The sequence below is a fragment of the Gordonia rubripertincta genome (assembly GCF_038024875.1).
GTDB lineage: Bacteria > Actinomycetota > Actinomycetes > Mycobacteriales > Mycobacteriaceae > Gordonia > Gordonia rubripertincta.
In genome coordinates this window covers 5,027,127-5,053,069 of sequence record NZ_CP136136.1, presented here as the reverse complement: position 1 = coordinate 5,053,069, position 25,943 = coordinate 5,027,127, and the positions used below count along the sequence as shown (strand labels likewise).

The 25,943-nt window shown below is 68.2% G+C and carries 22 protein-coding genes and 1 pseudogene; 10 read left to right on the top strand and 13 right to left on the bottom strand.

Annotated features, from left to right (window positions below):
* Window positions 1-14 precede the first annotated feature (14 nt).
* The 3 genes from RVF83_RS23040 to RVF83_RS23030 form a co-directional block, all read right to left on the bottom strand.
* Window positions 15-1,085, bottom strand: a complete 1,071-nt coding sequence (locus tag RVF83_RS23040; protein ID WP_244971894.1) for a 12-oxophytodienoate reductase — start codon at window positions 1,083-1,085, stop codon at window positions 15-17.
* A gap of 117 nt (window positions 1,086-1,202) precedes the next feature.
* Complete coding sequence (locus RVF83_RS23035) at window positions 1,203-1,742, bottom strand: nuclear transport factor 2 family protein (protein WP_005198625.1); 540 nt, start codon at window positions 1,740-1,742, stop codon at window positions 1,203-1,205.
* A complete protein-coding gene (locus RVF83_RS23030) occupies window positions 1,739-2,242 on the bottom strand; it encodes a flavin reductase family protein (protein ID WP_005198626.1) in 504 nt (167 codons plus the stop codon). Before RVF83_RS23030 ends, RVF83_RS23035 begins: the two co-directional genes overlap by 4 nt.
* A gap of 182 nt (window positions 2,243-2,424) precedes the next feature.
* On the opposite strand from RVF83_RS23030, the gene RVF83_RS23025 reads away from it, so the two are divergent.
* The 3 genes from RVF83_RS23025 to RVF83_RS23015 are packed head-to-tail and all read left to right on the top strand — an operon-like array spanning window position 2,425 to window position 5,194.
* Complete coding sequence (locus RVF83_RS23025) at window positions 2,425-3,294, top strand: alpha/beta fold hydrolase (RefSeq protein ID WP_005198627.1); 870 nt, start codon at window positions 2,425-2,427, stop codon at window positions 3,292-3,294.
* Window positions 3,291-4,127 (top strand): MaoC/PaaZ C-terminal domain-containing protein, encoded by an 837-nt coding sequence (locus RVF83_RS23020; RefSeq protein WP_005198629.1) that lies wholly within the window; start codon window positions 3,291-3,293, stop codon window positions 4,125-4,127. Before RVF83_RS23025 ends, RVF83_RS23020 begins: the two co-directional genes overlap by 4 nt.
* 2 nt (window positions 4,128-4,129) lie before the next feature.
* Window positions 4,130-5,194 carry a ferredoxin--NADP reductase gene (locus RVF83_RS23015; protein WP_039880432.1) on the top strand — a complete coding sequence of 355 codons (1,065 nt, stop codon included), beginning with the start codon at window positions 4,130-4,132 and terminating at the stop codon, window positions 5,192-5,194.
* Window positions 5,195-5,255: 61 nt separating this feature from the next.
* Here the strand turns inward: RVF83_RS23015 and RVF83_RS23010 are convergent, their stop codons facing one another.
* The 5 genes from RVF83_RS23010 to RVF83_RS22990 all read right to left on the bottom strand — a co-directional run bounded on the left by RVF83_RS23010 (window position 5,256) and on the right by RVF83_RS22990 (window position 11,578).
* Window positions 5,256-6,803, bottom strand: coding sequence for an FAD-dependent oxidoreductase (locus RVF83_RS23010; RefSeq protein ID WP_039880460.1), 1,548 nt, complete (start codon window positions 6,801-6,803; stop codon window positions 5,256-5,258).
* A gap of 210 nt (window positions 6,804-7,013) precedes the next feature.
* Window positions 7,014-8,165 (bottom strand): acyl-CoA dehydrogenase family protein, encoded by a 1,152-nt coding sequence (locus RVF83_RS23005; RefSeq protein WP_005198635.1) that lies wholly within the window; start codon window positions 8,163-8,165, stop codon window positions 7,014-7,016.
* A 20-nt stretch (window positions 8,166-8,185) separates the two neighbouring features.
* A complete protein-coding gene (locus RVF83_RS23000) occupies window positions 8,186-9,418 on the bottom strand; it encodes an acyl-CoA dehydrogenase family protein (protein WP_005198636.1) in 1,233 nt (410 codons plus the stop codon).
* A gap of 90 nt (window positions 9,419-9,508) precedes the next feature.
* Complete coding sequence (locus tag RVF83_RS22995; protein WP_005198639.1) at window positions 9,509-10,702, bottom strand: AI-2E family transporter; 1,194 nt, start codon at window positions 10,700-10,702, stop codon at window positions 9,509-9,511.
* A 105-nt stretch (window positions 10,703-10,807) separates the two neighbouring features.
* A complete protein-coding gene (locus tag RVF83_RS22990; protein ID WP_005198640.1) occupies window positions 10,808-11,578 on the bottom strand; it encodes an IclR family transcriptional regulator in 771 nt (256 codons plus the stop codon).
* 127 nt (window positions 11,579-11,705) lie between these two features.
* Between RVF83_RS22990 and RVF83_RS22985 the strand changes: the two genes are divergently transcribed.
* The 3 genes from RVF83_RS22985 to dmpG are packed head-to-tail and all read left to right on the top strand — an operon-like array spanning window position 11,706 to window position 14,545.
* The gene (locus RVF83_RS22985) at window positions 11,706-12,518 is read left to right on the top strand and encodes a 2-keto-4-pentenoate hydratase (protein ID WP_005198642.1); all 813 of its coding nucleotides are present in this window, start codon (window positions 11,706-11,708) and stop codon (window positions 12,516-12,518) included.
* A 27-nt stretch (window positions 12,519-12,545) separates the two neighbouring features.
* Entirely contained in the window at window positions 12,546-13,508 is a 963-nt protein-coding gene (locus RVF83_RS22980) for an acetaldehyde dehydrogenase (acetylating) (RefSeq protein WP_005198643.1), read from the top strand.
* On the top strand, window positions 13,505-14,545 hold the full coding sequence (gene dmpG / locus RVF83_RS22975; protein ID WP_005198645.1) for a 4-hydroxy-2-oxovalerate aldolase: 1,041 nt from the start codon (window positions 13,505-13,507) through the stop codon (window positions 14,543-14,545). Before RVF83_RS22980 ends, dmpG begins: the two co-directional genes overlap by 4 nt.
* 138 nt (window positions 14,546-14,683) lie before the next feature.
* Here the strand turns inward: dmpG and RVF83_RS22970 are convergent.
* A pseudogene (locus RVF83_RS22970) lies at window positions 14,684-17,084 on the bottom strand (acetyl-CoA acetyltransferase).
* Window positions 17,085-17,280: 196 nt separating this feature from the next.
* Between RVF83_RS22970 and RVF83_RS22965 the strand changes: the two are divergent.
* The 3 genes from RVF83_RS22965 to RVF83_RS22955 all read left to right on the top strand — a co-directional run bounded on the left by RVF83_RS22965 (window position 17,281) and on the right by RVF83_RS22955 (window position 21,662).
* On the top strand, window positions 17,281-18,510 hold the full coding sequence (locus RVF83_RS22965) for an acyl-CoA dehydrogenase family protein (RefSeq protein WP_005198648.1): 1,230 nt from the start codon (window positions 17,281-17,283) through the stop codon (window positions 18,508-18,510).
* A gap of 17 nt (window positions 18,511-18,527) precedes the next feature.
* Window positions 18,528-19,832 (top strand): WS/DGAT domain-containing protein, encoded by a 1,305-nt coding sequence (locus tag RVF83_RS22960; protein ID WP_005198649.1) that lies wholly within the window; start codon window positions 18,528-18,530, stop codon window positions 19,830-19,832.
* Between the two features lie 177 nt (window positions 19,833-20,009).
* A complete protein-coding gene (locus RVF83_RS22955; protein WP_005198650.1) occupies window positions 20,010-21,662 on the top strand; it encodes an HNH endonuclease signature motif containing protein in 1,653 nt (550 codons plus the stop codon).
* An 82-nt stretch (window positions 21,663-21,744) separates the two neighbouring features.
* Here RVF83_RS22955 and RVF83_RS22950 read toward each other — a convergent pair whose 3' ends face one another.
* Window positions 21,745-22,659, bottom strand: a complete 915-nt coding sequence (locus RVF83_RS22950) for a hypothetical protein (protein WP_005198652.1) — start codon at window positions 22,657-22,659, stop codon at window positions 21,745-21,747.
* Window positions 22,660-22,741: 82 nt separating this feature from the next.
* Window positions 22,742-23,314: an HhH-GPD-type base excision DNA repair protein gene (locus RVF83_RS22945; protein ID WP_005198653.1), complete on the bottom strand. Its 573-nt coding sequence runs from the start codon at window positions 23,312-23,314 to the stop codon at window positions 22,742-22,744.
* 130 nt (window positions 23,315-23,444) lie between these two features.
* On the opposite strand from RVF83_RS22945, the gene RVF83_RS22940 reads away from it, so the two are divergent.
* Window positions 23,445-23,897, top strand: a complete 453-nt coding sequence (locus RVF83_RS22940; RefSeq protein WP_005198655.1) for a hypothetical protein — start codon at window positions 23,445-23,447, stop codon at window positions 23,895-23,897.
* A gap of 9 nt (window positions 23,898-23,906) precedes the next feature.
* On the opposite strand, the gene RVF83_RS22935 is transcribed toward RVF83_RS22940, so the two are convergent.
* Both RVF83_RS22935 and RVF83_RS22930 read right to left on the bottom strand, forming a co-directional pair.
* Window positions 23,907-24,611: a lysoplasmalogenase gene (locus RVF83_RS22935; RefSeq protein ID WP_005198657.1), complete on the bottom strand. Its 705-nt coding sequence runs from the start codon at window positions 24,609-24,611 to the stop codon at window positions 23,907-23,909.
* On the bottom strand, window positions 24,611-25,897 hold the full coding sequence (locus tag RVF83_RS22930; protein ID WP_005198659.1) for a lipase family protein: 1,287 nt from the start codon (window positions 25,895-25,897) through the stop codon (window positions 24,611-24,613). The genes RVF83_RS22935 and RVF83_RS22930 overlap by 1 nt, the downstream gene beginning before the upstream one ends.
* Between the last annotated feature and the right edge of the window lie 46 nt (window positions 25,898-25,943).

Here is a 25,943-nt window from a genome sequence, read left to right as displayed (position 1 = left end):
CGGCGGGCGGCGTCTCAGACCAGGCTGCCCTCGTGGACCGCACGATCGAACGGGGTCAGCGGGGCGCCGGTCCGCAGCGCGGTTGCCAGTTCCGGGTTGGCCAGGTGCAACCGACCGATCGCGATCAGGTCGAACTCGCCGGAACCGATGCGGTCGTCCACCTCGCCGATGTTGTCCACCAGCGGCGCTGCGCCCTCGATGCGGCTGTCGCGCATGGGTTTACCGAGCCCCACGCTTCCCACGGCCATGGCGTGGGCGCCGGTGAGCTTCTTCGCCCAGCCCGCCAGGGACAGCTCGCTACCCTCGAAGGCCGGCAGGTCGAATCGTCGGTTGCTGGCGTCGAAGACGTCCACCCCGGCGTCGGCGAGCGCCCCGAGGATCGCCCCGAGTTCGTCGGGGGTCTCGGCGATGCGGGCGGTGTAATCCTGCTGTTTGTGCTGGGAGAAGCGGAAGAAGATCGGTAGGTCGGGGCCGATCTCCGCCCGGATCGCCTTGACCACTTCGGCGGGGAAGCGGGTACGCGCCTGCAGGTCTCGTCCCCAGCGGTCGTCGCGACGGTTGGTGTCGGCCCACAGGAAGGCATCGAGCAGATAACCGTGACCCCCGTGCAGCGCGATGCCGTCGAAGCCGACCTCGACCGCGTTCGCGGCCGCTGACACGAAAGCGGCGATGATGTCGTCGATGTCGCGCTCGGTCATGGGCGGGGTCTGCGGCACCGAACGCGCCACGTACTCATCGGAGTACGAGGTGACCCCGGGCGTGCCCCACAGTCCCGAGGGCCGCATCGGGCGGACCGCCGGGTCGACCTCGCACATCGCGCCCCAGAGCGGCCCCACGTGCCAGAGTTGCGGGATGATGCGCCCGCCTGCCGCGTGCACGTCGTCGACCACGGTTCGCCAACCGGTCAGGGCGCCGTCGCCGTACATCCGAGGGACATCCGGATTGTCCACCGCCGCCACATGATCGATCGCCACACCTTCGGTGACGATCAGGCCGGTGCCGCCGGCGGCTCGTCGTGCGTAGTAGCGTGCGACGTCGGAGCCGGGGACACCGCCGGGGGACGAGGACCGGGTCATCGCCGACATCGCGATCCGGTTGGGCAGTTCCAGTCCGCGGATGCGCAGTGGTTCGAAGAGGGCGGAGGAGTTCCCGGGCGATGCGGTGGGCTCGTCGGACACCAAAGGACGCTCAGACACAGGCGATCACAGGGCTTTCAGGAAACGGAAGAAGTCGGGGGAGGAGTCGACGCGCAGGCGGGTGAGCTTGCGATAGCTGATCAACCACTGCCCGTTCACCTTTCGATACTCCTCGTGGTAATGGCCGAAGCCGCGCAGATGGTACTCGCCGGCGTCGTCGGACCACCAGAGGTTGTCTTCCATCGCCCAGATGCCGCGCGCGGTGGTGGGCGAGGTGAGTACGATCTCGGGACTGTGCCCGTGGTGAGCGGTGGTCACGGGCACCGGACCGTCGAGCAACGCGCGGATGGTAGACGCCAGCTTCTCCTTGCCGACCACGCGATTGGACTCGCCGTCGGTATGCGGCTGCTTGTCATCGGGCAGGCCGCCCCACGTCTCGCTGATGACGTCGTCGGTGTGCAGACCGGCGTAGAGGTGCCACTGTTTGGTGTCCATACAACGGAGGCGGACGGCAAAGACCCGTTTGATCTCCTCGATGGCGAGGAGGGTCTCCGCGGCGGACATGCCGTCGGGGATCCAGCCGCACACGGTTTCGGTCCCGCTCATGCGGTGAGCCGATCGGCGGGGGAGTCGATCCCGAGCTTGCCACGGAAGAACAGAAGGGGCCGTTCCTCGTTGGGCGTCTCGAGTTCCAGCACCCGGCCGACCACCACGTCGTGGTCGCCTGCGGTGTGGACATCGTGGATGTCGGCGTGCACGCGCATCAGCACATCGGGCAACGACGGCGTCGACCAGTCGGACAGCTCCCAGTCGAGGCCGTCGAACTTGCGCCCGTCGCGGGAGCCGAACCGCGAACAGATGTCGGCCTGGTTCTCGTGCAGCACGTTCACCGTGAAGCGTCCGGCCCGCAGGATGCGCGGCCACGACCGGCCGCGGTGATCGGCGCAGAACAGGACCATCGGCGGTTCCAGCGACACCGAGGCGAAGGACTGGCAGACGAAACCGGCGGGTCCGGAGTCGTCGAGCCCGGTCACCACGGTCACCCCGCTCGCGAACTGACCGAGCGCCTTACGCATATCAGTCTGAGACATCGCTTCGATCGACATCGTGCACCTTTCCGTTTGTCCGCCGTCGCCGAGAGGCCGGCTCCGTTCATCGGGCCAGCGTAGGGTCCGCCGGCGCCCGCGCCCAGCATGCTTTCGTTCAGTGGGAAACCGACGCGGCCGGTGTTCCGCTCAACTGGAGCGGTGCTGCACAACGGGGCGCGGCACTGGCAGCCTCACCGTTCATGAGCGTTGACGTCACCTATGGAGGCAGCCGCCGCAAGCTCGAGACGAGCCTGGGCGTGCTGCAGTATCACGAGGCCGGCGAGGGGCCTCCCTTGTTGCTCCTGCACGGCTCCGGCCCGGGCGTCACGGGGTGGCGGAACTACCGCGGGGTCATCGGCGAGCTCGCCGAGCACTTCCGTTGTCTGGTCCTCGAATTCCCCGGCTTCGGCGTCAGCGATCCGGTCGACGGGCATCCGATGATGATGGCCGAGACGGCGATCGGCGTGTTCCTCGACGGCCTGGGCATCGGTACCGCAGACATGATCGGCAACTCCATGGGCGGGATCGTCGCGACGAAGGTCGCCATCGCCGAACCGGAACGTGTCGGCAAGCTCGTCACCATCGGCGGCATGGGCAAGAACATCTTCTCCTCGGCGCCCAGCGAGGGCATCAAGCTGCTGATGGAGTTCACCGACGAGCCCACCCGCGAACGACTGATCCGCTGGCTGTCGGCGATGGTGTACGACCCGTCGCTGGTGACCGAGGAGCTCATCGAGGAACGATGGGAACTGGCCACCGAACCGGAAACCCTCGAGATCGCGCGACGCATGTACAGCACCAAGGCCTTCACCGCGACGATGGCCGCCAATGCGATGGCCGACACCGTCCCGTACTGGGCGCAGCTGCACAAGGTGACGTCGCCGACCCTGATCACCTGGGGCCGCGACGACCGGGTGAGCCCCGTCGACTCGGCGATCTTGCCGATGCGCGACATCCCCGACGCCGAGCTGCATGTCTTTCCCCGGTGCGGACACTGGGCGATGATCGAAGCCCGCGAGGCCTGGCTGTCGGCCGTGCTGGCCTTCCTGACGCGGGACCGTGTCGCATGAGCACCGACGCCTCGACGGCGCGGAACGCCGGTGCCTGGCGCGGAGCCGATCTCGGGACCCGAACCGTGGCCTACGACGAACGCGACGCGATCCTCTACGCACTCGCCGTCGGGGCTCGGGCGGACGAGCTCGACCTCGTCTTCGAGGAGCGGCTGCGGGTCTTGCCGACCTTTGCGCTGACGCTCGCACAGTGGGCGCCGGATGAGCTCGGCGACCGCGGCGCCTTCGACCCGACCACCGCCCTGCACGGTTCGCAGCAGCTGAACGTGCTGGCATCGTTGCCGCCGCGCGGTGAGGTGACGATGACCGCCTCGGTGGGGGAGGTCTGGGACAAGGGCTCGGCCGCGGTGCTCGAGGTGGTGGTCCGCAGTGACTACTTCGTCGCCACCTGGTCGTTGTTCGCGCCCGGTGCCGGCGGTTTCGGCGGCGACCGCGGACCCGGCAAACCGGCTGCCCGGCCGGGCGCTCCGACGATGACCGGACGATTCGAGACCACCCCGAATCAGGCTGCGCTGTACCGCCTCACGGGTGACCTCCACCCGATCCACATCGACCCGGCCGCGGCGTCGCGCATCGGACAACCGCGTCCGATCCTGCACGGGCTGTGCACTCTCGGCGCCGCAGTACTCGACGTCGCGCGGCTGATCGGCGCCCATCCCGCGGATCTGCGGTCGCTCGACGGCCGATTCGCCACCGCGATCTTCCCCGGCGACGACGCGGAGTTGCGCGTGTTCGGTGAGGGGCGCGAGGTGACGTTCGAGATGGTGCGCGATGGCAAACCTGTCATCGCGAACGGGGCGGCGGGTTTCGACGAGTCCGAAAGGCGGCAATGAGCATGACCATCACCGACGCGGCCGAACAGGTCATGACGTCCTCGCGCGGGGTGCCGTTGGAGGTCGCCGCCGTGATCGAGGAGACCCCGGATGCGCGTTCACTGGTGTTCACGGTCCCAGCCGACCGACGCGCCGAGTTCGCCTACACCCCGGGGCAGTTCCTCACGCTGCGGATTCCGAGTGAACGGACCGGTTCGGTGGCCCGGTGCTACTCGCTGGCCAGCTCGCCGTTCACCGACGACCTGCTGAAGGTGACGGTGAAGCGGACCGCCGCGGGCTATGCCTCGAACTGGTTGTGCGACAACGTCAGAACGGGCGACCTGATCGAGGTTCTGCCGCCCGCCGGGGTGTTCACACCCGAGGACTTCGACGACGACCTGTTGTTGTTCGCCGGCGGTAGTGGCATCACGCCGGTGATGTCGATCCTCAAGGCGGCATTGAGCGAGGGATCGCACGAAGTGGTCCTCTTCTATGCGAACCGCGACGAGAGTTCGGTCATCTTCGCCGGCGAACTGCGTGAGCTCGCCGCCGCCTACGCAGACCGGCTCACGGTGATGCACTGGCTCGAGAGCGTACAGGGGGTGCCGACGGTCGCTCAGCTCGCGGCACTGTCGGCGAAGCTCGACGGCCACCGGGTGTTCACGTGCGGGCCCGCACCCTTCATGGGCGCGGTCCGCGACGCGACGGCTCGCGCGGGGATCGTGCGGAACCGAGTGCATGCCGAGGTCTTCACCTCGCTGTCCGGCGACCCGTTCGCCGAGGTCGAGCTGCCCGACGTCGACGCCGGGACCGGTGACGCGGCGTCGGTGACGGTGAACCTCGACGGGCAGGAACACGAGTTCAGCTGGCCACGCTCGGCGACCCTGGTCGATGTCCTCCTGTCCAAGGGGATCAGCGTCCCGTTCTCGTGCCGTGAGGGTGAATGCGGTTCGTGCGCAGCCACCCTCACCGCCGGTGAGGTCGACATGGACAACAGTGCGGTCCTCGACGACGAGGACATCGCCGACGGGATCATCCTGGCCTGCCAGGCACGGCCCCGCAGCAAGAACCTCAGCGTGGAGTTCTAGCGGGGCTTTTCCCCGAGAATGCAAGCGGCGCAGGCGAGAGATCGCCTGCGCCGCTTGCGCGTCACCGGTCCTGATCGGTTCCGATCATGTGATGGACCGCGCGGTAGGAGAACGTCATCGCGGTGCCCAGCGGGACTCCCGGGCCCGGGTAGATCGACCCGCTCACCGAGGCGCTCGTGTTACCCGCGGCGTACAGGCCCTCGATCGGGTTGCCGTCGGCCGTCAGTACGCGGGCATCGGCGTCGGTCCGGACACCGCCCTTGGTACCGAGGTCACTGAGGACGATGCGCGCCGCGTGGAACGGTCCGGTCGCGATCGGCGGCAGCGCCACGTTGGGCAGCTCCCGCGGCGGGCAGAAGAACGTGTCATAGGGGTCCTCACCTCGGGCGAAGTCCTCGTCGACGCCGCCTTCGGCGAAGCCGTTGAACCGCTCGACCGTGGCACCCAGCGTCGCCGCGTCGACGCCGATCTTGTCCGCGAGTTCCTCGATCGTGTCGGCCGAGACCCAGGTGCCCGCGGCGAAGTGGTCCCCGGCCGATGCCTCCGGAATCGACATCGCCGGCAGGACCGGGCCGCCCTCGGACGAGTCGAAGATCAGGTACGACGGCAGCGCCGACTCGCCACGCGCGATCATCGCCCGGCCGAACCGGTCGTAGGGCAGCGACTCGTTGAGATAGCGGTTGCCCGAGGCGTCGACGAGAATGCCACCTCGGACACAGACCATGAAAGCGCCCGAGCCGTCCGGTAGTTCGACGCCGGGGCAGAACCACGCCTGGTCGAGCAGCGCGGTGTCGGCGCCGAGCTCGACAGCTGCGCGGATCATGTCACCGGTGTTGGCGCCCGCCGGGCCCATGCTCCACTGCGCCTTGCCGGGGGTGCCGTGGGCGGCGCGCATCTCGTCGCTGCCCTCGATGCCTCCGGCGGCGAGCAGGACGCCGCGTTCGGCCCGGACCCGAAGCGTCCGACCATCGGCATCGGTGGCCTCGACACCCACCACCCGATCGTTCTCGGTCAGGAGCCGGGTGACCGCGGTGCGGGTACGCAGGTCCGCACGACCGGTGCCCTGCAGCGCCAGCAGGAGTCGCCCGATCAGCGCCCGTCCGGCGATGAGGGTCTCGTCGGGGTGCGGCTGTCCGGCGCGGTCGACGATCGGAGCCGGGCGCACCAGCTTGCGCACCTCTCCGGCAGCCACGCTCGGCAGGTCGACTGGGATGATCGACCTACCGGCATCCATGCGGCCCGGAGCGTCGAAGTAGTCGGGGAACGGCTGGTATTCGAACTCCAGGTGCGGATCGCGTTCGAGGAACTCGACCACGGCCGGTGCGGTCGTCACATAGGCTTCCTGCCGATCGGCCTCCGCGTCGCCGAGCAGTGCCCGCAGATAGGTGCGGGCCATGTCGGTGGAGTCGTCGAGACCCGCCCGTTCCTGGACGGCACTACCGGGCAGCCACAGTGACGCACCCGAGTACGACGATGTGCCGCCGAAGACCGCGGTCTTCTCCAGAACGACCGTGTCCAGTCCGTTCGCCGCCGCCGTGTAGGCGCCGGTGAGGGCTCCGCCGCCCGATCCGACCACCACGACATCGCAGCGAATATCCCAGTCCTGCATGCTTTTACCTCCGAGTTGTTCGTAGGTCTCATGCAAGCGCACGGTGTGACCGGACGCACGCGGGTTTCCGCCCATTGAACACCGCGCCCATTGAACACCGCGCCCATTGAACACCGCGCCCATTGAACACCGCGCCCATTGAACACCCCGGTCACAGAACTCCCCCGCCGCGACGGTGGCCGTCGCGGCGGGGGAGCAGGTGCGTGCGTGTCAGGCGTCCATCTGCGCGGTGGCGGCCGCGAACCGGGCGAGATGTGCGTCGGCGGTACCGAACTCGTACTCGATCGCAGTGAGGCGCTTGAAGTAGTGGCCGATGGCCAGTTCCTCGGTCATGCCCATGCCGCCGTGGAGCTGCACCGAGTTCTGCCCGATGAAGCGGGCGGCGCGGCTGATCGTGGCCTTGGCGGCGGAGACCGCGGCGGCACGCTCGGCGGGCTCGGCGTCGAGGGACAGGATCGCGAAGTACTGGGCGGCCACGGACTGCTCGAGCTGCAGATGCATGTCGACCATGCGGTGCTGCAGCACCTGGAAGCTGCCGATCGGGACGCCGAACTGCTCACGTTGCTTGGCGTATTCGACAGTGTCGGTGAAGACCTTGCGCATCAGCCCGACGGACTCGGAGACGACGGCTGCGGTGGCGGTGTCCCAGGCCTTCTCGAGCAGGTCGATCGCACCGTCGCCGGCGATGAGCGCATCACCGGGCAGCCGGACGTTGTCGAAGGTGATGTCGGCGGCCTGACGATCGTCGATGGTGCGGAGCCGGTGGAGCTCGAGGCCGTCGGGCACGCCGTCGGCGAGATCGATCAGGAACAGCGAGACGCCTGCGGGATCGTGCGGCTCACCGGAGGTGCGGGCGCTGACGATGAGGTAGTCGGCGAGCGGTGCGGTGGTGACCACGGCCTTGCTGCCGTTGAGTTTCCAGCCCTCGCCGTCGCGATCGGCGCTGGTCTCGATCCGCGACAGCACGCCGCCCGACCCGTCTTCCAGCGCGGCGAGCGCGCTCAGGGCTTCGCCCGCGGCGATACGACCGGCTGCCTCGAGCGCCACCGAGTTGCCGGTGGCGTGCAACAACCCGGCACCGAGGACCACCGAGTCGACGAAGGGCTCGACGACGAGGGCGTGTCCGAGTGCCTCGGTGACGACCATCAGTTCCTCGGCGCCGCCGCCGAATCCGCCGATCTCCTCCGGCAGGCACGCACCGACGACACCGAGGTCCTCGACGAAGGCCTTCCAGATCTTGGGCTGCCAGCCCTCGCCGACTTTCGCGGCGTCGCGGCTGACCTGCAGGTCGTAGCGTGCGTCGAGGAACCTGTTGAGTCCGTCGGACAGCAGCTGCTGTTCGGGGGTGAGTGTGAAGTCCATCAGTTATCTCCTGTGACCCGTCAGAGACCCAGAGCCGCTTTGGCAAGGATGTTTCGTTGAATTTCGTTGCTACCCGCGTAGATCGAACCGGCGCGGTCGTTGAAGTAGTGCAGTGGAGCGACGGCCTGCCAGGGCTCACCGCTGACGTAACCGTCGGTGGGCGGGGTGTACTGGAAGATCGGACCGCCGGGGCGGGTCGCATGCGGTTGGAAGACGCGGCCGTGCGGGCCCGCAGCCTCGAGGGACAGCGTTGTGATCTCCTGGCTCAGTTCGGTTCCCAGGATCTTCAGCATCGACGCGATCGAACCGGGATCCTTGCCAGACGTCATCGCCGCAAGTGCTCGGTACTCGAGGACCTCGAGGATCTTCGCGCGGATCTGGAGGTCGGTGAGCTTGCCCGCGAACGCCGGATCCTCCGACAGCGGCCCGCCGTTCGGTGCGGTGACCGTCGCCGCGTCACGGCCGAGCTGTTCGGCCATGACCTGCAGTGCAGGTGCAGCGGCGCCGCCACCACGCTCGAACACGAGCAGGTACTTGGCGACAGTCCAGCCGTCGTCGATCTTGCCGAGCACGTTCTTCTTCGGGACGCGCACGCCATCGAAGAACACCTGCGCCTGGACCTGCTCGCCGGAGGCGAAGACGAGGTTCTGGACCTCGATGCCGGGGGAGTTCATGTCGATGAGCAGGAAGGTGATGCCCTGCTGCTTGCGCTCCCGGCGCGAGGTGCGGACCAGGCAGAAGATCCAGTTGGCCTCGGCGGCGTGGGTGGTCCAGATCTTGGAGCCGGTGACGACGAGGTCGTCGCCGTCGTCGACCGCGGCCATCGACAGCGACGCGAGATCGGAGCCGGACTCGGGCTCGGAGTAGCCCTGGCAGAAGAAGACGCTGCCGTCGAGGATGCCGGGGAGGAAGAAGTTCTTCTGCTCGTCGGTGCCGAACGCCATGATCGCGTGGGAGACCATGCGGATGCCCATCGGCGACAGCGCGGGTGCGCCGGCCAGGATCGACTCGCGGCTGAAGATGTAGTGCTGGGACTGCGACCAGTCGCAACCGCCGTACTCCACCGGCCAGGCCGGCGCGGCCCAGCCGCGCTCGTGCAGGATGGCCTGCCACGTCATCGAGGCCTCGTGGTCGGAGTAGACCGACGTGCGCAGCGTGCCCGCCGCGCGCAGGTCATCGGTCAGCTTCTCGTCGAGGAACGCGCGTACCTCGTCGCGGAACGCGGCGTCGGCCGGAGACCAGTTCATGTCCATGAGCGATGCGCAACCTATCTGTAAACGGTTGTGGTCAGATTGGGGTCGAATGGCAATCTACCGAATGTTCGCTCCGGAGCGTAGTCCGGCTCACGAATCGGTTCCCAGTGTGACGTGCGTGGGGTCGTCCGGGGGCGATTCGGGCGTCGTCGGCGGGGGCGACTCCTCAGGAACTGGCTTGGTGCCCGACGAGGACAACAGGACGTCGGCCCAGCGGGTGGCCGGGTCGATGTCGATGAGCAGGGCCTTGGCCAGCAGCGTCAGCGGTACCGCGAGGATCGCACCCAGCGGCCCGATGGCCCAGGCCCAGAAGATCAGCGACAGGAAGGTCAGCGTCGTCGACAGACCGACGGCGTCACCCACGAACTTCGGTTGGATGACCGACTGGATGATCACGTTGATGACGCTGTAGACCGCGATGACGACGAGCATCTTGGTGACGCCGCCGTCGAGCAGCGCCAGGAGCGCGGGCGGGACGAGCCCGATGACGAAGCCGATGTTCGGGATGTAGTTGGTGATGAACGAGAGCAGGCCCCACAGGATCGGAAGGGGAACGGATAACAACGCAAGGGCGATGCTGTCGAAGACCGCCACGATGAGGCCGAACACCGTCGACACCCATAGGTATCTACGGGTGCCCTGCGCGAAGGTGCCGAACGCCGACGCGATGTCGGGCCGCATGCCCCGAAGGTGATCCATCCGGTCGTCGAAGCCGACCGAGTCGGCCGCCATGAACAGCAGCAGGGCGAGCACGAGAACGAGGGCCGACGCGACGCTCAGCGTGCTGGCCAGCAACTCGGTGACCACGTTGACGACCTTGCTGGTGTCGACATGCGAGATCATGTCCTGGACCTTGTCCTGACTCACGCCGTGGCTCGTCAGAAAGTCCTGGAAGCTAGTGATGATGTCGTCGAACTTGTCGTCGTAGTCCGGGAGGATCGACGCGAGCCGGGCCACCGAGAACACCAGCGTCGCGAACAGCCCGATCAGGATTCCGTAGACGAGCGCGACCGTCGTGAGAAATGCCGCCCAGCCGGGTAATCCCTTGGTGCGCAGCCATCTCGGTACCGGTTGCACCGCCACGGTCAGCATCAGCGCCAGGAAGGTCGGCGCGGCGAACGACGAGACCGCCTTGATGCCGCCGACCGCGACCACCAGGCCGGCGATGGTGATCAGGACTATCGTCCCGCGGGGGAGGGCCCAGGCGGGCGGGTCGGTTCGGTAGGGCGGTGCCTCGGGCGCGCGCGTGGCCGCCCGGGAGCGGTTCGTGCTCCGACGTGCCATGCTCTCGCCTCACTCTCTTCGACGCGGATCGTGCGCGGTGTGCGCGACCGTCGTCCAGTGTTCAGGACGGCGATCTGTGGCGGAGCGCTTTCCGGTGGCGGGGTGTCAGCCGTCGATGAGGTGGGCCCGTCGTGCCAGCGTCGAACTCGCCCCCGCCGCGGCGGCCCGGACCGCGGTCGCGTGCGCTCTCGGGTGGAATCGGTGTACCGGACCGGTGACGCTGATCGCGGCGAGCGGGGCGTCGTCGGCGTCGAGTATCGGGGCGGCGACGCAGACGAGGCCGAGGGTCGATTCCTCGAACTCGAAGGAGATGCCGTCCTCAGCGATCTGCGAGAGCTGTGCACGAAGGAGCCCGGGGGCGACGATGGTGTGCGGTGTGCGCCGGCGCAGTGGGCGAGCGAGCTGCTCGGCGATGACGGAATCCGGCGAATTCGCCAACAGCGCCTTCCCGATGGCTGTGCAGTACAACGGCATTCGACCACCGAGTCGCGACGGCGCGTCGGCCTGTCGGTGCCCGCCGATTTTCGAGACATAGACCACCTCGAAGTCCTCGAGGATGCCCAGATGGACGGTTTCGCCGGTCCGGACGTAGAGGTCCTGCATGAACGGGGTCGCGACCTCGATCAACCCTCGCTCCGGAGACGCGCGCATGCCGAGCTCGAACAGGCCGCTGCCGAGCGCGTACCCGTTCGGTGTGCGGTTGAGGAGACGGGCGGCGACGAGCTGACCGGCGAGCCGGTGGACGGTCGTCTTGGGCAGGGCGGTGCGTTCCGCGAGTTCGGCGAGCGTGACCTGCCGGTCGTTGGGGTCGAAGGCCTGCAGCACGGCGATCGCTTTACCGAGCACGCTCGAGCGATCGAGCTGTTCCTCGCTCATATAGGGCCTCCCTGGCGTTCCGCTCATCGGAACGCGATCCTCGACCCAGGGTATAGCCGAGCCCCACGATGGTCGGGAACCGCCCGCGAGATCGGGCAGACGACCGAACCGACAACAGAGGCAGCACATGAGTACCCCGACCTCGGCCCCCGACCGAACCGACCACGACGCCGCGATCGCCGCTGCGGCACAACGGCTCAGCGGTGCGCTCTCGCAACGCCGGCCGTGCGCCCCGATCCGGGATCTCATCGCCGCCGACGACATCGAGTCGGCCTACCGCGTCCAGACGCTGTTCAACGCCGACCGGACCGCCGCGGTGGTCGGCCGCAAGATCGGGGCCACCTCGGAGGCGGTGCAGACCCAGCTCGGCGTCGACCAGCCCGACTTCGGAGTGCTGTTCGCCGACATGGCCTTCGGTGACGGTGACACGATCCCGGTGGGGACGCTCCTGCAGCCCAAGGCCGAGGCCGAGGTCGCATTCATGCTGAAGAGCGACCTGGCAGACGGTGACCTCGACGTCGAACAGTGCCGTGCCGCCATCGAGTACGCGGCGCCGGCCCTGGAGATCGTCGACAGCCGGATCACCGGCTGGGACATCACCTTCGCCGATACCGTCGCCGACAACGCATCCGCCGGGCTGTACGTGGTCGGGAACGCTCGTCGCACCCTGGACGAGTACTCGCCGGTCGACTCCACGATGACCATGACGATCGACGGCGAGATCGTCTCGGAAGGCAACGGGGCCGCGTGCCTCGGGGACCCGCTCAACGCCGTCGCGTGGCTCGCGCGCCGGGCCCGGCAGTTCGGGGAACCGCTGCGTGCGGGCCAACTGATCCTGTCCGGAGCGTTGGGGCCCATGCGACCGATCGCCCCCGGGGCCACGGTGACCGCCGAGATCGGTGAACTCGGCTCGGTGACCGCCCATTTCACGTCCGACTGACTTTCCCACACCCAAAGGAGAACGATCATGACAGCAGAGACGCCACGGACCAAGGTGGCGATCATCGGCTCGGGCAACATCGGTACCGACCTGATGATCAAGGTGCTACAGCAGTCGCAGTATCTGGAAATGGGGGCGATGGTCGGCATCGATCCCGATTCCGACGGCCTCGCCCGCGCCCGCGCGAAGGGTGTGCCGACGACCCACGAAGGTGTCGAAGGCCTCACGCGCATGGAGGGTTTCGACGAGATCGAGATCATCTTCGACGCCACCTCGGCCAAGGCGCACATCGCCAACGACGCCCTGCTCCGCCCGCTGGGCAAGCGGATGATCGATCTGACCCCGGCCGCCATCGGCCCGTTCGTGGTGCCCGCGGTGAACCTCGCCGACCACATCGATGCCGAGAACGTGAACATGGTGACCTGTGGCGGTCAGGCGACCATCCCGATCGTCGCGGCCGTGTCCCGGGTCGCCCCCGTCGCCTACGCCGAGATCGTCGCCTCCATCTCGTCGCGTTCGGCCGGGCCGGGTACCCGGGCGAACATCGACGAGTTCACCGAGACCACGTCCAAGGCGATCTGCTCGGTCGGTGGCGCGCAGCGAGGCAAGGCGGTCATCATCCTCAACCCCGCGGAACCGCCGCTGATCATGCGCGACACCGTGTTCTGTCTCGTCGACGCGCCCGACGAGGGCACCCACGAGGAGATCCGGTCCTCGATCGAGAAGATGATCGGCGACGTCGCCGCCTACGTTCCCGGGTGCCGCCTCAAGCAGGAGATCCAGATCGCTGCGATCCCGGCCGATCAGCCTGTTCACACCCTGCTCGAGGACGGCACCGAGATCACCCCGACCCACCAGGTGTCGGTGTTCCTCGAGGTCGAGGGCGCCGCTCACTACCTGCCCGCCTATGCCGGCAACCTCGACATCATGACCTCCGCCGGCCTGCAGGTCGCCGAGCGGATCGCGCAGCAGAAGGACAAGGCACGATGAGTGACACCAACGCAGGCTCCGAGATCTTCGTCCAGGATGTGACCCTGCGCGACGGCATGCACGCCGTCCGCCACCGCATCACCCCGGAGAACGTCGGCAAGATCGTCCGCGCGCTCGACGCGGCCGGGGTCGACGCCATCGAGGTGGCCCACGGTGACGGTCTCGCCGGTGGCTCGGTGAACTACGGGCCGGGCAGCAACACCGACTGGGAGTGGATCGAGGCGGCCGCGGCCAACATCACCAACGCGCGCCTGACAACTCTGCTGTTGCCGGGCGTGGGCACCATCGAAGAACTGCAGCACGCCTACGATCTCGGCGTGCGGTCGGTGCGGGTGGCCACCCACTGCACCGAGGCCGACGTCTCGGCACAGCACATCGCGAAGGCGCGCGAGATCGGCATGGACGTCTCGGGCTTCCTGATGATGAGCCACATGGCAGAACCCGCGAAGCTGGCCGAGCAGGCCAAACTCATGGAAAGCTATGGCGCACACTGCGTCTACGTCACCGACTCCGGTGGCCGTCTGACCATGGACGGCGTCCGCGAGCGTGTCCGCGCATACCGCGACGTGCTCGATCCTTCCACCGAGATCGGTATCCACGCGCACGAGAATCTGTCCCTCTCCGTGGCCAATTCGGTGATCGCGGTGGAGAACGGGGTGTACCGGGTCGACGCATCGCTCGCCGGACACGGTGCGGGAGCGGGCAACTGCCCGATCGAGGCGTTCATCGCGGTCGCGAACATCAAGGGTATGCGGCACGGTTGCGACCTCTTCGCCCTGCAGGATGCGGCCGACGACATCGTCCGTCCGCTCCAGGACCGCCCGGTGCGCGTCGACCGCGAGACGCTGACCCTCGGCTACGCCGGCGTCTACTCGAGCTTCCTACGCCACGCCGAAGCCGCGAGCGCCCGCTACGGCGTCGACGTCCGCAGCATCCTGCTCGAGGCCGGCAACCGCAAGCTCGTCGGCGGTCAGGAGGACATGATCGTCGACATCGCACTGGATCTCGCGGCAGCGGAGACTGCGCAGGCAGGCTGACCGTCGCTCCCTGAGGTGCGAGGAGCGTAAGCGACGAGCCACGAAGGGCTTGGTGAGATCATCTCGCCGAGCCGTTCGTGGCTCGCTGCGCTCGCACCCCGGGGAGCGGAAGGGGGGCACCAGGATTGGGGGTGGGTGTCAGCGACCCTTCCACTGCGGCTCGCGCTTCATCACGAACGCCATGATGCCCTCGAGGGTGTCGCCGCTGATGATCAGCGAGTCGAGCACGTTGGTGCTCGCGCGGACCGCTTCGACGGTGTCGGTGATCGCGTCCGACTGCTCCATGGTCGCGATGGACGCGCGGACCGAGGTCGGCGACGCCGCGAGGATCTCTTCGGCCACCTCGCGGGCGGTCTCGAGAACCTTTCCGGCCGGGGCGATCCGGCTGACCAGACCGGCGGCAGCGGCCTCGGTGGCCGAGATCCGGCGACCGGTCAGGATCATGTCGCGGGCCAGTGCCGGCGGGATCAGCCGCGGCAGGCGGACCAGACCGCCTGCGGCGGCGGCCAATCCGACCTTCACCTCGGGCAGACCGAACGAGGCCTCCTCGTCGGCGACGATGATGTGGCAGGCCATGGCGATCTCACACCCGCCGCCGAGAGCGAAGCCGTTGACGGCGGCGATGACCGGCTTGGGCAGGCTCGCACGTGCGGTGAGCCCGGCGAATCCGTTCTTGGGCACCGACAGCGCGGCCGGGCTGGCCGTCGCGGCGAGGTCGTTGCCCGACGAGAAGGCCTTGTCGCCCTTGCCCGTCAGGATCGCGACCCAGAGGTCGTCGTCGGCGAAGTAGGCGTCGAAGATCGAGTCCAGTTCGGCGTTGGCGGCCGGGTTCAGCGCGTTGCGCGCGTCGGGCCGGTTGATGGTCACCTCGAGGAGGTGTCCGTCGCGTCGGATCTCGACGTGCTCGTAGCTGTCGCGGAAAGCCGGTGCGACCGCGGGGTACTTGGCGTCCATCGCCGCCTCGGTCAGCTTGACGCGGTTGCCCTCGTCGAAGGAACGCACCACGATTTCGGTGCCGGCCGGGTCGTCCGAGGTCAGCAGCAGGTCGAAGAACTCGTCGTCGTCGGAGTCGAGGTTCGCGACGAACCGCGCTCCGAGGCGATCCGGTGCGGCGTCGTCGACGAGGCGGCCGACCACGACGCCGGTCCGCTTACCGCTCTTCGACGGGATGACCGTGTAGGTCTCGAGGATCGCCGGGCCGTCGGCGTCGCCGACGGTGGGAACGGTGGGCGCCGCGTCGAGCTGGGCCTGGACCTTGGCGCTGTTGCCGGTGCGCCACGGTGCCGGGGCCGTCGAGTAGACGCCGGCCGCATGCTTGCTGAGTACACCGCCGTTGGCGATGACGAGACCGAAGTCGCCGGGGGACTGCCGGACGCGCGTGACGACCTCGGCGATCGCGTGCAGCGAGTAGTTGTTGCCGGGACCGCCGAAGAACGGCAGGCCGCCGGTGACGGTGAGGCCGCGCGGGTCGTCGGGGGAGAGGCCGAGGCCGTCGAGGATGTTGAAGACCGCGATCGGGAAGCAGCTGTAGATGTCGATGACGGAGACGTCGTCGAGGCCGATCTCGGCGACCTCGAGTGCGTGCTTCACCGCGGCCGGGGCGGCCGGTGCGGAACCGAGGTCGGTACGGAGCAGAGAGGTGCGCTCGACGGTCTCGGCATGGCCGTGCAGGAACACCCACTTCGAGGGGTCGATGCCGGCGGCCTGCGCGGCCCGGATCGACATGACGACGACGGCGGCCGACTGGTTCACCTGGTCGCGGGCGACGATGTAGCGAGTGAACGGATCGGCGACCACCCGGTTCTCGGCGGTCACGGTCACCAACTCGGCGGCGTCGCGCTCGGTCGGGGCGGCCGAATGCGGGTTGGCGGCAGCGACCTTCGTGAACGGGGCGAATAGCTCGCCCATCGCGGTCGCGTACGCCTCGCGACCCAGGCCGGTGTTGTGGCGGCGGGCGTTCTCCAGCAGGGCGTACTGCGGGATCACCGTGGCGAGGCCGTGACGCATCTCGGCGACGGTGATGATGCCCTTCAGGCCGTAGCCGCGGTCCTCGAGCTGTCCGCCGACCTCTTCGGCGAAGCTCGGACGCTCGTCGTCTGGCTTGGACTGGAGGTTGCGCACGGTCGACATGACCTCGGCGCCGAAGATGATCGCCGCGTCGGAGTCGCCCGCCGCGATGTCGCCGGCGAGTTCGGTGAGGATCGTCTGCGGGGTCTGACCGCCGGTGACGGCCTGCACGGCGCGACGGGGGTCGGCGCCGACGCGCTTGCCCACGGCGCGGGGCATGTTGTCCGGGCGGCCGAGCGGCGACGAGGACAACGGACTGGAGATCTCGAACGATCGGATCGCGGCGATGGTGTCGATGGAATACGCGAGGTCGGCGGCCCCGGCGTCGTCGAAGGCAGCGGTGACGGCGCGCGCCGCGAGGTCTGCTTCACCCCAGTGCCTCGTAGCCGGGATCGGTCAGACGCTCGGAGGCCTGACCGACGCCGACGACGACGGGGGTGTTCGGATCGAGATCAGCGATCGAGATTGGCATACGCCCACAATGGCACAAACGCGTGATCGGCGTCTCAACGTGGTCTCGGATGCGCCATACCTGCGGGTTCGGCCTTCAGTGTGGCGGTGGATCCGGGCCTTGGGAACGTTGCGTTCAGCGCGGTTTCAATCGTGGCCGAAGGGCGGGCCGGCGGCGACACTTCTCGCCGAGAAGTCTGTACCGAAAGGACCATTTGATGACCGCAACCGTGCCCACGAGCACGTCGGCCGCCGGCACCACCGACGACCGGCTCGACGAGGTGTTCGCCCCGATCTTCGCTCGCATCGCCGAAGGCGCAGTGGCTCGCGAAGACGATCGCCGCCTCGCACACGACGAGGTGTCGTGGCTGCGCGAGGCGAAGTTCGGCGCGTTGCGCGTGCCGGTCGAGCTCGGCGGGTACGGCGCGTCGGTGCGTCAGGTCTTCCGGCTGCTCATCGACCTGGCCACCGCGGAGTCGAACCTCCCGCAGGCGTTGCGCGTGCACTGGTCGTTCGTCGAGGATCAGCTCAACGCGTTGCCCGATCCGGAGGCCGAGCGCTGGCTGCGCAAGGTTGCGGAGGGCACGCTCGTCGGCAACGCCATCACCGAGCCCGGTGTCGGCGCCATCGACCGCTACCAGACCCGCCTCACCCGGGACCCGGACAACAGCGACGGCGACGCGTGGCGCCTGGACGGCACCAAGTACTACAGCACCGGCAGCCTGTACTCCGATCACATCCTGGTCGCCGCCGACCAGGACGGCGAGCGTGTCTCGGTGCTCGTCGACGCCGACGCCGAGGGCGTCACGCAGCACGACGACTGGGACGGCTTCGGCCAGCGCCTGACGGCGAGCGGCACCACCGAGTTCAGTGGCGTGCAGGTGTCCGGCGACCGCATCCTCGGCCCGGGTTACGGCGTCGCGGGCCGCACCTACGCCACCTCGTACCTCCAGCTCGTGCAGCTGTCGGTGCTGGCGGGCATCGCGCAGCGCGCCACCGACGACGTGTCCGAGTGGGTCCGCGAACGCAAGCGCACCTTCACCCACTCGACCGCCGAACTACCCCGCCACGACCCGCTGGTGCAGCAGGTCATCGGCCGGCTGACCGCGGCCGCCTACTCGGCGCGCACCATCGTCCTCGACATCGCCGATCAGCTCGACCGTCTCGCCGAGACCGGCTGGCAGGACGAGAAGCTGCTCGACAAGGTCGAGTTCGACGTCGCCCGCGCACAGGCGACGGTCATCCCGCTGGTGCTCGACGCGACCACCCAGCTGTTCGAGGTCGGCGGTGCGTCGATCACCTCCGAGCGCCTGCGCCTCGACCGGCACTGGCGCAACGCCCGGGTGATCTCGGTGCACAACCCGCTGATCTTCAAGCTGCAGGCCATCGGTGACCACGTCCTCAACGGCACCGATCTGCCCTACGCATGGAGTGCCGGCCAGAAGTAGGGCGCTACCCTGGCCGCATGCAGCGGATGGCGGCGGCGGACGCCGCGTCGTACTGGATGTCCGAACGCATCCCGAACGACCAGTTCCTTCTGTACTGCTTTGCCGCACCGTCGATCTCGCTCGACGAGTGCGCCCGGCGACTGTCGGTGCGGGCGAGGCACGTCGACGACCTGCGTCTAAGGGTCCACGACGTCCCGGCAACGGCCGACCGTCCGTACTGGGTTTCCGCCGAACCCACACCCGACCAGGTCCGCGTCGACACCACGACACGGACCTGGTCGTCGTGTCTGGACGCCGTCGGTGACCTCGTCGCAGATCCGCTGGTGCCGTCCCGAGCGGCCTGGCGTCTGCATCTGTTCGGTCCGGTGACCGACCTTCCGGCCGGTTGTGGTGAGTCGGTCACGGGAGTCGTTGTCGTACTGCAGATCTCGCATGCGCTCGGTGACGGCCGGCGCGCATCGCAGATCGCCCGGGACCTGTTCACCGCGCCGTACGACAATCGCCGTGGTGGCGGCTTCGGAATGCCCGGGCCGGTTCGCGATGTCGGAACCCTCGCGCTGGGTGCACTGCGGTTCCCCGGAGAATTCGTCTCGACGGTCCGACACGGAGTGCAGGTCGCTCGGATTGGGAAACCGGCGAATCCGGGAAAGCCGGGTTATCCGCTGACGACACTGAACCGCAGCCCCGGGTCGCGGCGACTCCTACGGGTCATCGTGCTCGACCGCGAGCGTCTCACCGCAGCCTGCTCTCCGGTCACCGTCGCCGTGCTCGTTGCCATCTCGCAGGCGCTACCGCGATACCTGAGCGACGACTGCAGACGTCTCGGTATAGAGCTCACGGTCGGACGATCGGATAAATCGGAGGCGCGCAACAACTTTCGTACTGTGGGGATCGATCTTCACCTCGAAGTCGACGATCCGCATGAACGAGCACGACTCGTCCGCGGTGAGATCGACGCCGCCCGCGCCGCGGACGCGGACCCGGGACGAGTAGCGCAACGACGCGTATCGGAGGCCACGCCGGCGATCCTCGCGCGGTGGGGCATCCGGGCCTTCGACCTCGACACCCGCCCGGAGACGGTCACCGGCGTCACCGTCGTGTCCTCCGTCGACCGCGGTGCCGCCGACCTCGACCTCGACGGCGGCGAGATCCTGTTCACCACCGGCTTTCCCGCCCTGTCACCGGTGCAGGGACTCACACACGGCGTACACGGCATCGGTGACCGCATCGCGGTGTCGGTGACGACGAGTCCGGAGATCATGCTCGACGTCGACCGGTACGTGGAGTTGCTGACGGACGCTCTCGATACATCTCGCCGTTAGGTTCCCGCTCAACGGGTTCCCTTCCGCCGGCGAGTCTCCTTCCCGCGGGCGCTATCCGTTGAGCGGAAGGGAAATTGCCACGCGGGAACATATACTACCGAAAGTAGTTGTTGCGCCGTCTGATCCGACGATCTGTTGCCGATCAGAACTGTCGGTGGCCACTCGTATGGTGGTGTCATGGCTTTCGAGTTCGGCACCGTCGACCCCGCCGGGGATCTCCCCGACGCGGGGTTCGACGTGTTCGGACCTCTGGCTGAGCTCTCCCCGGAAGCTTTGGTCGACACCGCGCGGTATTCGGCGTCGATGAACGCGGTCAACACCTGCCGGATGTTGATGGCCGCCAGCCTGCTGCACGACCGGCGCGAAGAGGACTACCTGGTGCGGCGCAGCGCACTTCACACCGGGCAGACAGGCTCGGTCGACGACCTCCTCGGCATGAGTGCTGACGCGTTGTCCGGCATCGACCCGTATGAGGAGTTTGGCCCGAACGGTTTCGAGCAGGCCACCGCCGAGTTCGGTGCTGCGATGAATATGACCCCGGCCCAGGCGCGGGACGTGATCCGCACCGGCGATGCGATGCGATATCGACTGCCACTGACCGGCACCACTTTGGCCGGCGCGCGTATCGATATGACCCGGTTCCAGATCGCGATGAAGCGCACCGACTTCGTCGACGACGCCACCATGCCGGGCGTCGATGCGGCGTTGGCCGAGGCCATCCTGGCGCGCGATCCCATGTCGACGGCGCGGTTCACCACCATGGTCGACCAGATCGTTCACACCCACGCTCCGGAGGCGGTGAAGCGTCGCAACGAACACGCCGCCCGCGACCGCGGTCTCACGATCCGTCCGGACCGGCACCAGCCCGGCCAGTCCCGCATTTCTGGACACGTGCCCACTATCGACGCCGCCGCGCTCAACGCCCGGCTGATCGCCATGGCTGACGGTGTCCACAAGCGTGATGGGCGCACCATGAGCCAGCGCCGCGCCGACGCGCTCCTCGCTCTCGCGCACGGCAGACAGGAGCTGGACTGCCAGTGCCCCGACTGCGCACCCGAACCCGCCGGGCAGGAGCTCGACGCCACCGACGCCTCCGGACCAGCGGGGAACGACACTCTCACAGCCGATCCCAGTGACGGTGCGGCCTCATTGTCGGCCGATGACTGCACGTGCACCTGCACCGGTTGCCGGGCTCCGCGTCCGACGTTTCACATCGTGGCCAACGAGACCACGATGCAGGGCCGCGACAACGACCCCGGCATGCTCGACGGCTACGGGCTACTCGAGGCCGACGCCATGCGCGCGCTGTTCGCCGACGCCACCCACACCTACGTCACCACCGGCGTGCGCACCGAACCGGCCGACGCCGATGCGGCGGGCGCTGCGGCCGCCAGCCGCTACGTCCCCAGCAAGAAACTACAAGCACTCGTACGCGTCGGTGAACTGTGCTGCACCTTCCCCGGCTGCAACCAGCCGGTGTGGACCGTCGACCTGGACCACACCCACCCGTTCGACCACCACAACCCCGACCGCGGCGGAAAAACCATGCAACGGAATCTGAAACCGTTGTGCCGCTTCCATCACCGCATCAAGACCTTCGGCCGGTGGCGGGATTCCCAGGACGAGTACCTGGCGATCTGGTTCGAAGCACCCACCGGCCACACGTATTTGGGTAATCCGTTCACCGGGCGAGACCTGTTCAGCTCGTTGAGAACTCAGCCACCCGACCACCCGGCCCGGCAACGACTCACCACCGAGCGAGCCGCCCGCACCACAACGCATCGTCGACAACAAGACGCGTGGGACCGAGACAACCCACCACCCTTCTGACACCGAACGGGTGAGTGGGTGGGTGGAGGCGGCCTCGATACGCCTCGTCGCACGCTCCTCGGTTACTCAGCGATCACCGTTGTTAACCGTTGGTGTCTGCATCTGCCGGGGAGGCCCCGTTGCCGTTGCCGCCGGAACCCTTCGGGCCGCGGGTGAGCCGCTTGGGCAGACGCTCGGCGAGACCGCCGAGGGGAGCAACCGTCTGGTTCAGCAGGTCCACTGTCTCGGCGAGCTCGTGCACCGTGTCCTGCATGGCGATCAGATTCGGTGCGAGCTGACCGATCACCTCGGTCAGCTCGGTGATCCGGTCCAGCGGGCCGCCCGGTGCGATGGCGCGTTCGACGGCGCCGCCTTCACCGACCAGTTGATCGAGGAGGCCGGCCTCGGCGGCGAACCGGTCCAGGATGCCGCCGGGAACCGTGACCTTCTCCAACATGCCGTCGGGTGCGGTCAGTTTGTCGACGATGCCGCCCTCGGAGGTCAGGCGTTCGAGAATGCCCTCGTTCTCGGTGAACTGGTCGACGACCCCGCCCGGGCGGGTGAGGCGGTCGAGCGGTCCGTCCTTGGCGGTCAGACGCATCAGGATCCCGCGTTCGTCGGCCATCTGGTCGAGGAGTCCGCCCTTGGCGGTGAGCTTCTCCAGCGGACCGTCGGGCGCGGTCAGCCGGTCTACGACCCCGCCCGGGTTGAGGAGCCGTTCCATCGGCCCGCCCGCGGCCAGGATGCGTCCGAACGGTCGGTCCGGGCCCAGCAACTCGGACAGTTGATTGAGGAGCTCGAGGGGGGTACGCGCCGCACCGAGTTCATCCTCGACCCCGAAAGCCCTGGTGATCTCGTGCTGGACGCTGCCCGCGGTGATGCGTGCGATCGTCACCGCGGACTCGGCCGCGGCGAGGACCACTCCGGTCACGGTGAACCCCAGTCGGAGCGGCATCTGGACGAGCACACGAGTCGGGTCGGTCCCGGAAGGTGCGCTCCGGTCGGGAAGAGACTCCATGGTTCCCGACACTAGGCCACCGGCTCGCGATCGTGGGTCAAGGTCGGGCGATTCGTGGGTCAGGTGACCAACGTCGTAGCGTCTACTCCTTCGCGGCCTTCGCAGCGGCCTTGGCCGCCTTCTTGAAATCGCGGACCTTCTGCAGCGAGTCGGGATCGACGACGTCGGCAACCGAGCGGTATCCCTGTTTGCCGTAGTCACCGGCGACCTTGGTCCAGCCGGACGGTTTCACGTCGAGCTGCTTGGCGACGAGCGCGACGAATATCTTCGCCTTCTGCTCACCGAACCCGGGCAGATCGCGGAGGCGTTTCATCAGGTCGGCACCGCTGCTCGCCTCGGTCCAGATGCGGGAGGCGTCCCCGCCGTACTCCTCGGCAACGACCTTCGCGAGCGCCTGCACGCGCCCGGCCATCGAGCGGCCGTAGCGGTGGATGGCCGGCGGAGTGGAGCACAGATCGGCGAAGGACTCGGGGTCGGCGTCGGCGATCTCGACCGGGTCCATCGTGCCGAAGCGGTCGCGGATCTTTGCCGGTCCGGCGAAAGCGCGCTCCATCGGGAACTGCTGATCCAGCAACATCCCGACGAGCAGGGCGAACGAATCGGTCGAGAGCAGTTCGTCGGCCGCGGGTTCCTGGGCGATCTGGATCTTCGGCATGGGATCGATTCTGGCAGACGCCGTGCGCGCGCCGCTCTAGACTGCCCCCATGATCAGCGGGGAGAGCATGACGGGGCGAGCAGGATCACGTGGCGCGTTCCATGCGGGCGTCGGGGCGGTCGTCGCCGCGGTGGTGGCGACGCTCCTCGGCGTCGTCGGGCAGGGGAGTGCGAACGCGATCCCGGACTACACCGAGCCGAACTACGTCACGACGCTGAACTGCGACAGCGTGAACCCGTGGCCGGCGGGAACGGTCAAGATCCGGGTCGACGTGTTCAACAACATCCGGTTCCCCGCCGACGGCCTGCCCGGGCCGGCGATCGCGCTCATCGGCACCGATCGGGCGAAACCCGTTGCGCTGGAATACACCTACGATGTCACCGTGTTGTGGCGGAACCTGCGGACCGGGCGCACCGGCACCGTCTTCGTGCCGGGGCGCGGGTTCACCGTCAAGTGGCAGGTCGACATCCATCCCGGCCGTGGTCCGGTCGCGTTCACGATCAAACAGAAACTCGGCGCCCTGGCGTTCGTCCCGATGGTCAACCCGCAGTACTCGTCCTGCAGCGGGCGGGCGACGGCCTGACCGGAACGATCAGCGTCGACGCAGGCGCTCGGTGAGTCCGCCGATGAGCAGGAACTGCGCGGCGAAGTAGCTGGCGAGGACCCACGCCTCGCCCGCCATCCGGATGCGCGGGTCGGTGACGAGGTGACGGCGGTTGATGATCGCCAGATCCGACAGCAGGAACGTCACCCCGCCGATCCGCAACCGCGGCTGCGGATCGGGCATGGCGCTCGCGGTCGCCGACATCGTCGCCAGGGTGTTGCCGTAGGTGCCCAGGACGGGCAGCAGAGCCGGGCGGTGACGGGCCAGCACCGCGGCCGACTCGGCGAGCACCCCGACGCGGGGGAGCAGATGCTTGGCCTTCGGTCGGGCACCCGCGCGCCACATCGTCGCGATGTAGCTCAACTGGGCGCCGGCGAACAGCGTCGCACCGAGACGCAGATACCGGTCCTTGGCGACCGGCTCGGTCTCGAACTCCTCGAGCAGCATCAGCCGGTCGCCGGCCATCGAGAACGCCAGTGCGCCCGCCAATCCGGCGTTGTCGACGACATCGCGCTCCCGCGCACCGGCCGCCGCCTGCGCCACCAGCAGCAGCATCGGCAGCGGTTTGGTGAGGCCCGCCGCCCGCCGGTACCCGAGAGCACCGGTGACGGTGGCCGCCGCCGACGTCGCCACGTAGGCGACATCGAACGCCCGCTGCTTCGACAGGCGAAGGTCGGAAAGGCGGCGACCCATCACCGACTCAGGACTTTGGCGATGAAGGCTCGGATGTCGTTGTCGGACAACTTCACCGACTGCGCAGAGTCGAGGGTGAGGTAGGTGCGGGCCTGCACCTTGCGATCGGCGCGCGCCTCGTTCAGGTACTTCAGCGACAGCGGCACGACGACCGACGTGTCCTGGAGCGACTGGGTCATGATGACCGGCTTGACGAAGCCACGGCTCGGGAGGTCGGTGGCCTCGGTGAGCAGATTCGTCAGCTCGGTGTTCCCCGACACCGGCTTGGCGAACAGGGAACCCATGGCGAGACCGTCGACGTTCTTGCGGAACTCGGTGATGCATTCGTTGGCGGCCTTGGCCATCCACTTCTTGCCGGTGTCGGTCAGCAGCGAGTCGACGTCGAGCTTCGGGTTCACGTTCCGGATCGCGCTGAGGGTGTACAGCGCGTCGGCGGCGAGACCGGACGGGATGCTGGCCGACGACGGTCCGAGATTGGCGAGGAGCGCACCGAACTCGGCGGGGATCGACGTCGCCGCGGCACCCTTGAAGTCCAGCGAGTTGCGGGCCTGCAGCTTCGGGGCCAGGCGGGCCAGCGTGATCGCAGCGGCGGCACCCTGACCCTCGCCGACGACGGCCCACGAGCGGGACAGGTTGTCGGTGACGTCGCGGGCGGCGCTCACCGCGTCGACGATGTTGCGGGCGGTCGCTTCGATGTCGTAGTACTGCGGGGTTCCCGGCGTGCCGACGCCGGCGTAGTCGGTGGAGACGACGGCATAGCCGCGGCCGAGCCACCGGCTCAGCTCGGTGGTGTCGTCCTTGGTCGGACGCTCCGACGGTGCGCACTTGTCGGCGATGCCGCGCGAGCCGTGGGCCCAGGCGACGATCGGCCAGCCACCGGCGGGTGCCCGGCCGGCCGGGACCATCAGCACGCCCGACGACAGGTGTGCCTTGCCGTCGGCGCCGGTGCTCCAGTAGGTGAAGTCGTTGCCGGCGGCGGAACCGGCCACCATGCGGCCACGGGGCAGGTCACGATTGGCGTAGACGGCACCCGGCGCCTGGCCGGGACCACGGGTGTCGATCGTGCCCGCGTTGTCGTCGGCTGGGGCGCCCGTTTCCTCATCCGCGGCGTCGGTCGTGGTGCCGGGCGAGGGGGTGCTGGTCGACGGGGTGGTCGTGGTCGGTTCCGCGGCGGCCTCGGCGACGAGGCCGAACGAGGTCAGGCCCATGGTGAGGGCTGCGGCGACCGCGACCGTGCGGGCGATGGAGGCACTCCGACGGGTTGAAGAGATGCCGTGCGTATTCATGTGTCGTCTATTCGTTCGGTGTGACGGGTGGAAAGGTCTACGGCGG

Excerpts from the sequence above, each read along its gene's own strand:
- RVF83_RS23025 (WP_005198627.1), top strand. The coding sequence starts at position 2,425 with ATGAGCGTTGACGTCACCTATGGAGGCAGCCGCCGCAAGCTCGAGACG.
- RVF83_RS23000 (WP_005198636.1), bottom strand. The coding sequence starts at position 9,418 with ATGGACATGAACTGGTCTCCGGCCGACGCCGCGTTCCGCGACGAGGTA.
- RVF83_RS22990 (WP_005198640.1), bottom strand. The coding sequence starts at position 11,578 with ATGAGCGAGGAACAGCTCGATCGCTCGAGCGTGCTCGGTAAAGCGATC.
- RVF83_RS22955 (WP_005198650.1), top strand. The coding sequence starts at position 20,010 with ATGGCTTTCGAGTTCGGCACCGTCGACCCCGCCGGGGATCTCCCCGAC.
- dmpG (WP_005198645.1), top strand. The coding sequence starts at position 13,505 with ATGAGTGACACCAACGCAGGCTCCGAGATCTTCGTCCAGGATGTGACC.
- RVF83_RS22950 (WP_005198652.1), bottom strand. The coding sequence starts at position 22,659 with ATGGAGTCTCTTCCCGACCGGAGCGCACCTTCCGGGACCGACCCGACT.
- RVF83_RS23010 (WP_039880460.1), bottom strand. The coding sequence starts at position 6,803 with ATGCAGGACTGGGATATTCGCTGCGATGTCGTGGTGGTCGGATCGGGC.
- RVF83_RS23015 (WP_039880432.1), top strand. The coding sequence starts at position 4,130 with ATGACCATCACCGACGCGGCCGAACAGGTCATGACGTCCTCGCGCGGG.
- RVF83_RS23005 (WP_005198635.1), bottom strand. The coding sequence starts at position 8,165 with ATGGACTTCACACTCACCCCCGAACAGCAGCTGCTGTCCGACGGACTC.
- RVF83_RS22945 (WP_005198653.1), bottom strand. The coding sequence starts at position 23,314 with ATGCCGAAGATCCAGATCGCCCAGGAACCCGCGGCCGACGAACTGCTC.
- RVF83_RS23020 (WP_005198629.1), top strand. The coding sequence starts at position 3,291 with ATGAGCACCGACGCCTCGACGGCGCGGAACGCCGGTGCCTGGCGCGGA.
- RVF83_RS22965 (WP_005198648.1), top strand. The coding sequence starts at position 17,281 with ATGACCGCAACCGTGCCCACGAGCACGTCGGCCGCCGGCACCACCGAC.
- RVF83_RS22960 (WP_005198649.1), top strand. The coding sequence starts at position 18,528 with ATGCAGCGGATGGCGGCGGCGGACGCCGCGTCGTACTGGATGTCCGAA.
- RVF83_RS22980 (WP_005198643.1), top strand. The coding sequence starts at position 12,546 with ATGACAGCAGAGACGCCACGGACCAAGGTGGCGATCATCGGCTCGGGC.
- RVF83_RS22935 (WP_005198657.1), bottom strand. The coding sequence starts at position 24,611 with ATGGGTCGCCGCCTTTCCGACCTTCGCCTGTCGAAGCAGCGGGCGTTC.
- RVF83_RS22930 (WP_005198659.1), bottom strand. The coding sequence starts at position 25,897 with ATGAATACGCACGGCATCTCTTCAACCCGTCGGAGTGCCTCCATCGCC.
- RVF83_RS22985 (WP_005198642.1), top strand. The coding sequence starts at position 11,706 with ATGAGTACCCCGACCTCGGCCCCCGACCGAACCGACCACGACGCCGCG.
- RVF83_RS23030 (WP_005198626.1), bottom strand. The coding sequence starts at position 2,242 with ATGTCGATCGAAGCGATGTCTCAGACTGATATGCGTAAGGCGCTCGGT.
- RVF83_RS23035 (WP_005198625.1), bottom strand. The coding sequence starts at position 1,742 with ATGAGCGGGACCGAAACCGTGTGCGGCTGGATCCCCGACGGCATGTCC.
- RVF83_RS22995 (WP_005198639.1), bottom strand. The coding sequence starts at position 10,702 with ATGGCACGTCGGAGCACGAACCGCTCCCGGGCGGCCACGCGCGCGCCC.
- RVF83_RS23040 (WP_244971894.1), bottom strand. The coding sequence starts at position 1,085 with ATGTCGGCGATGACCCGGTCCTCGTCCCCCGGCGGTGTCCCCGGCTCC.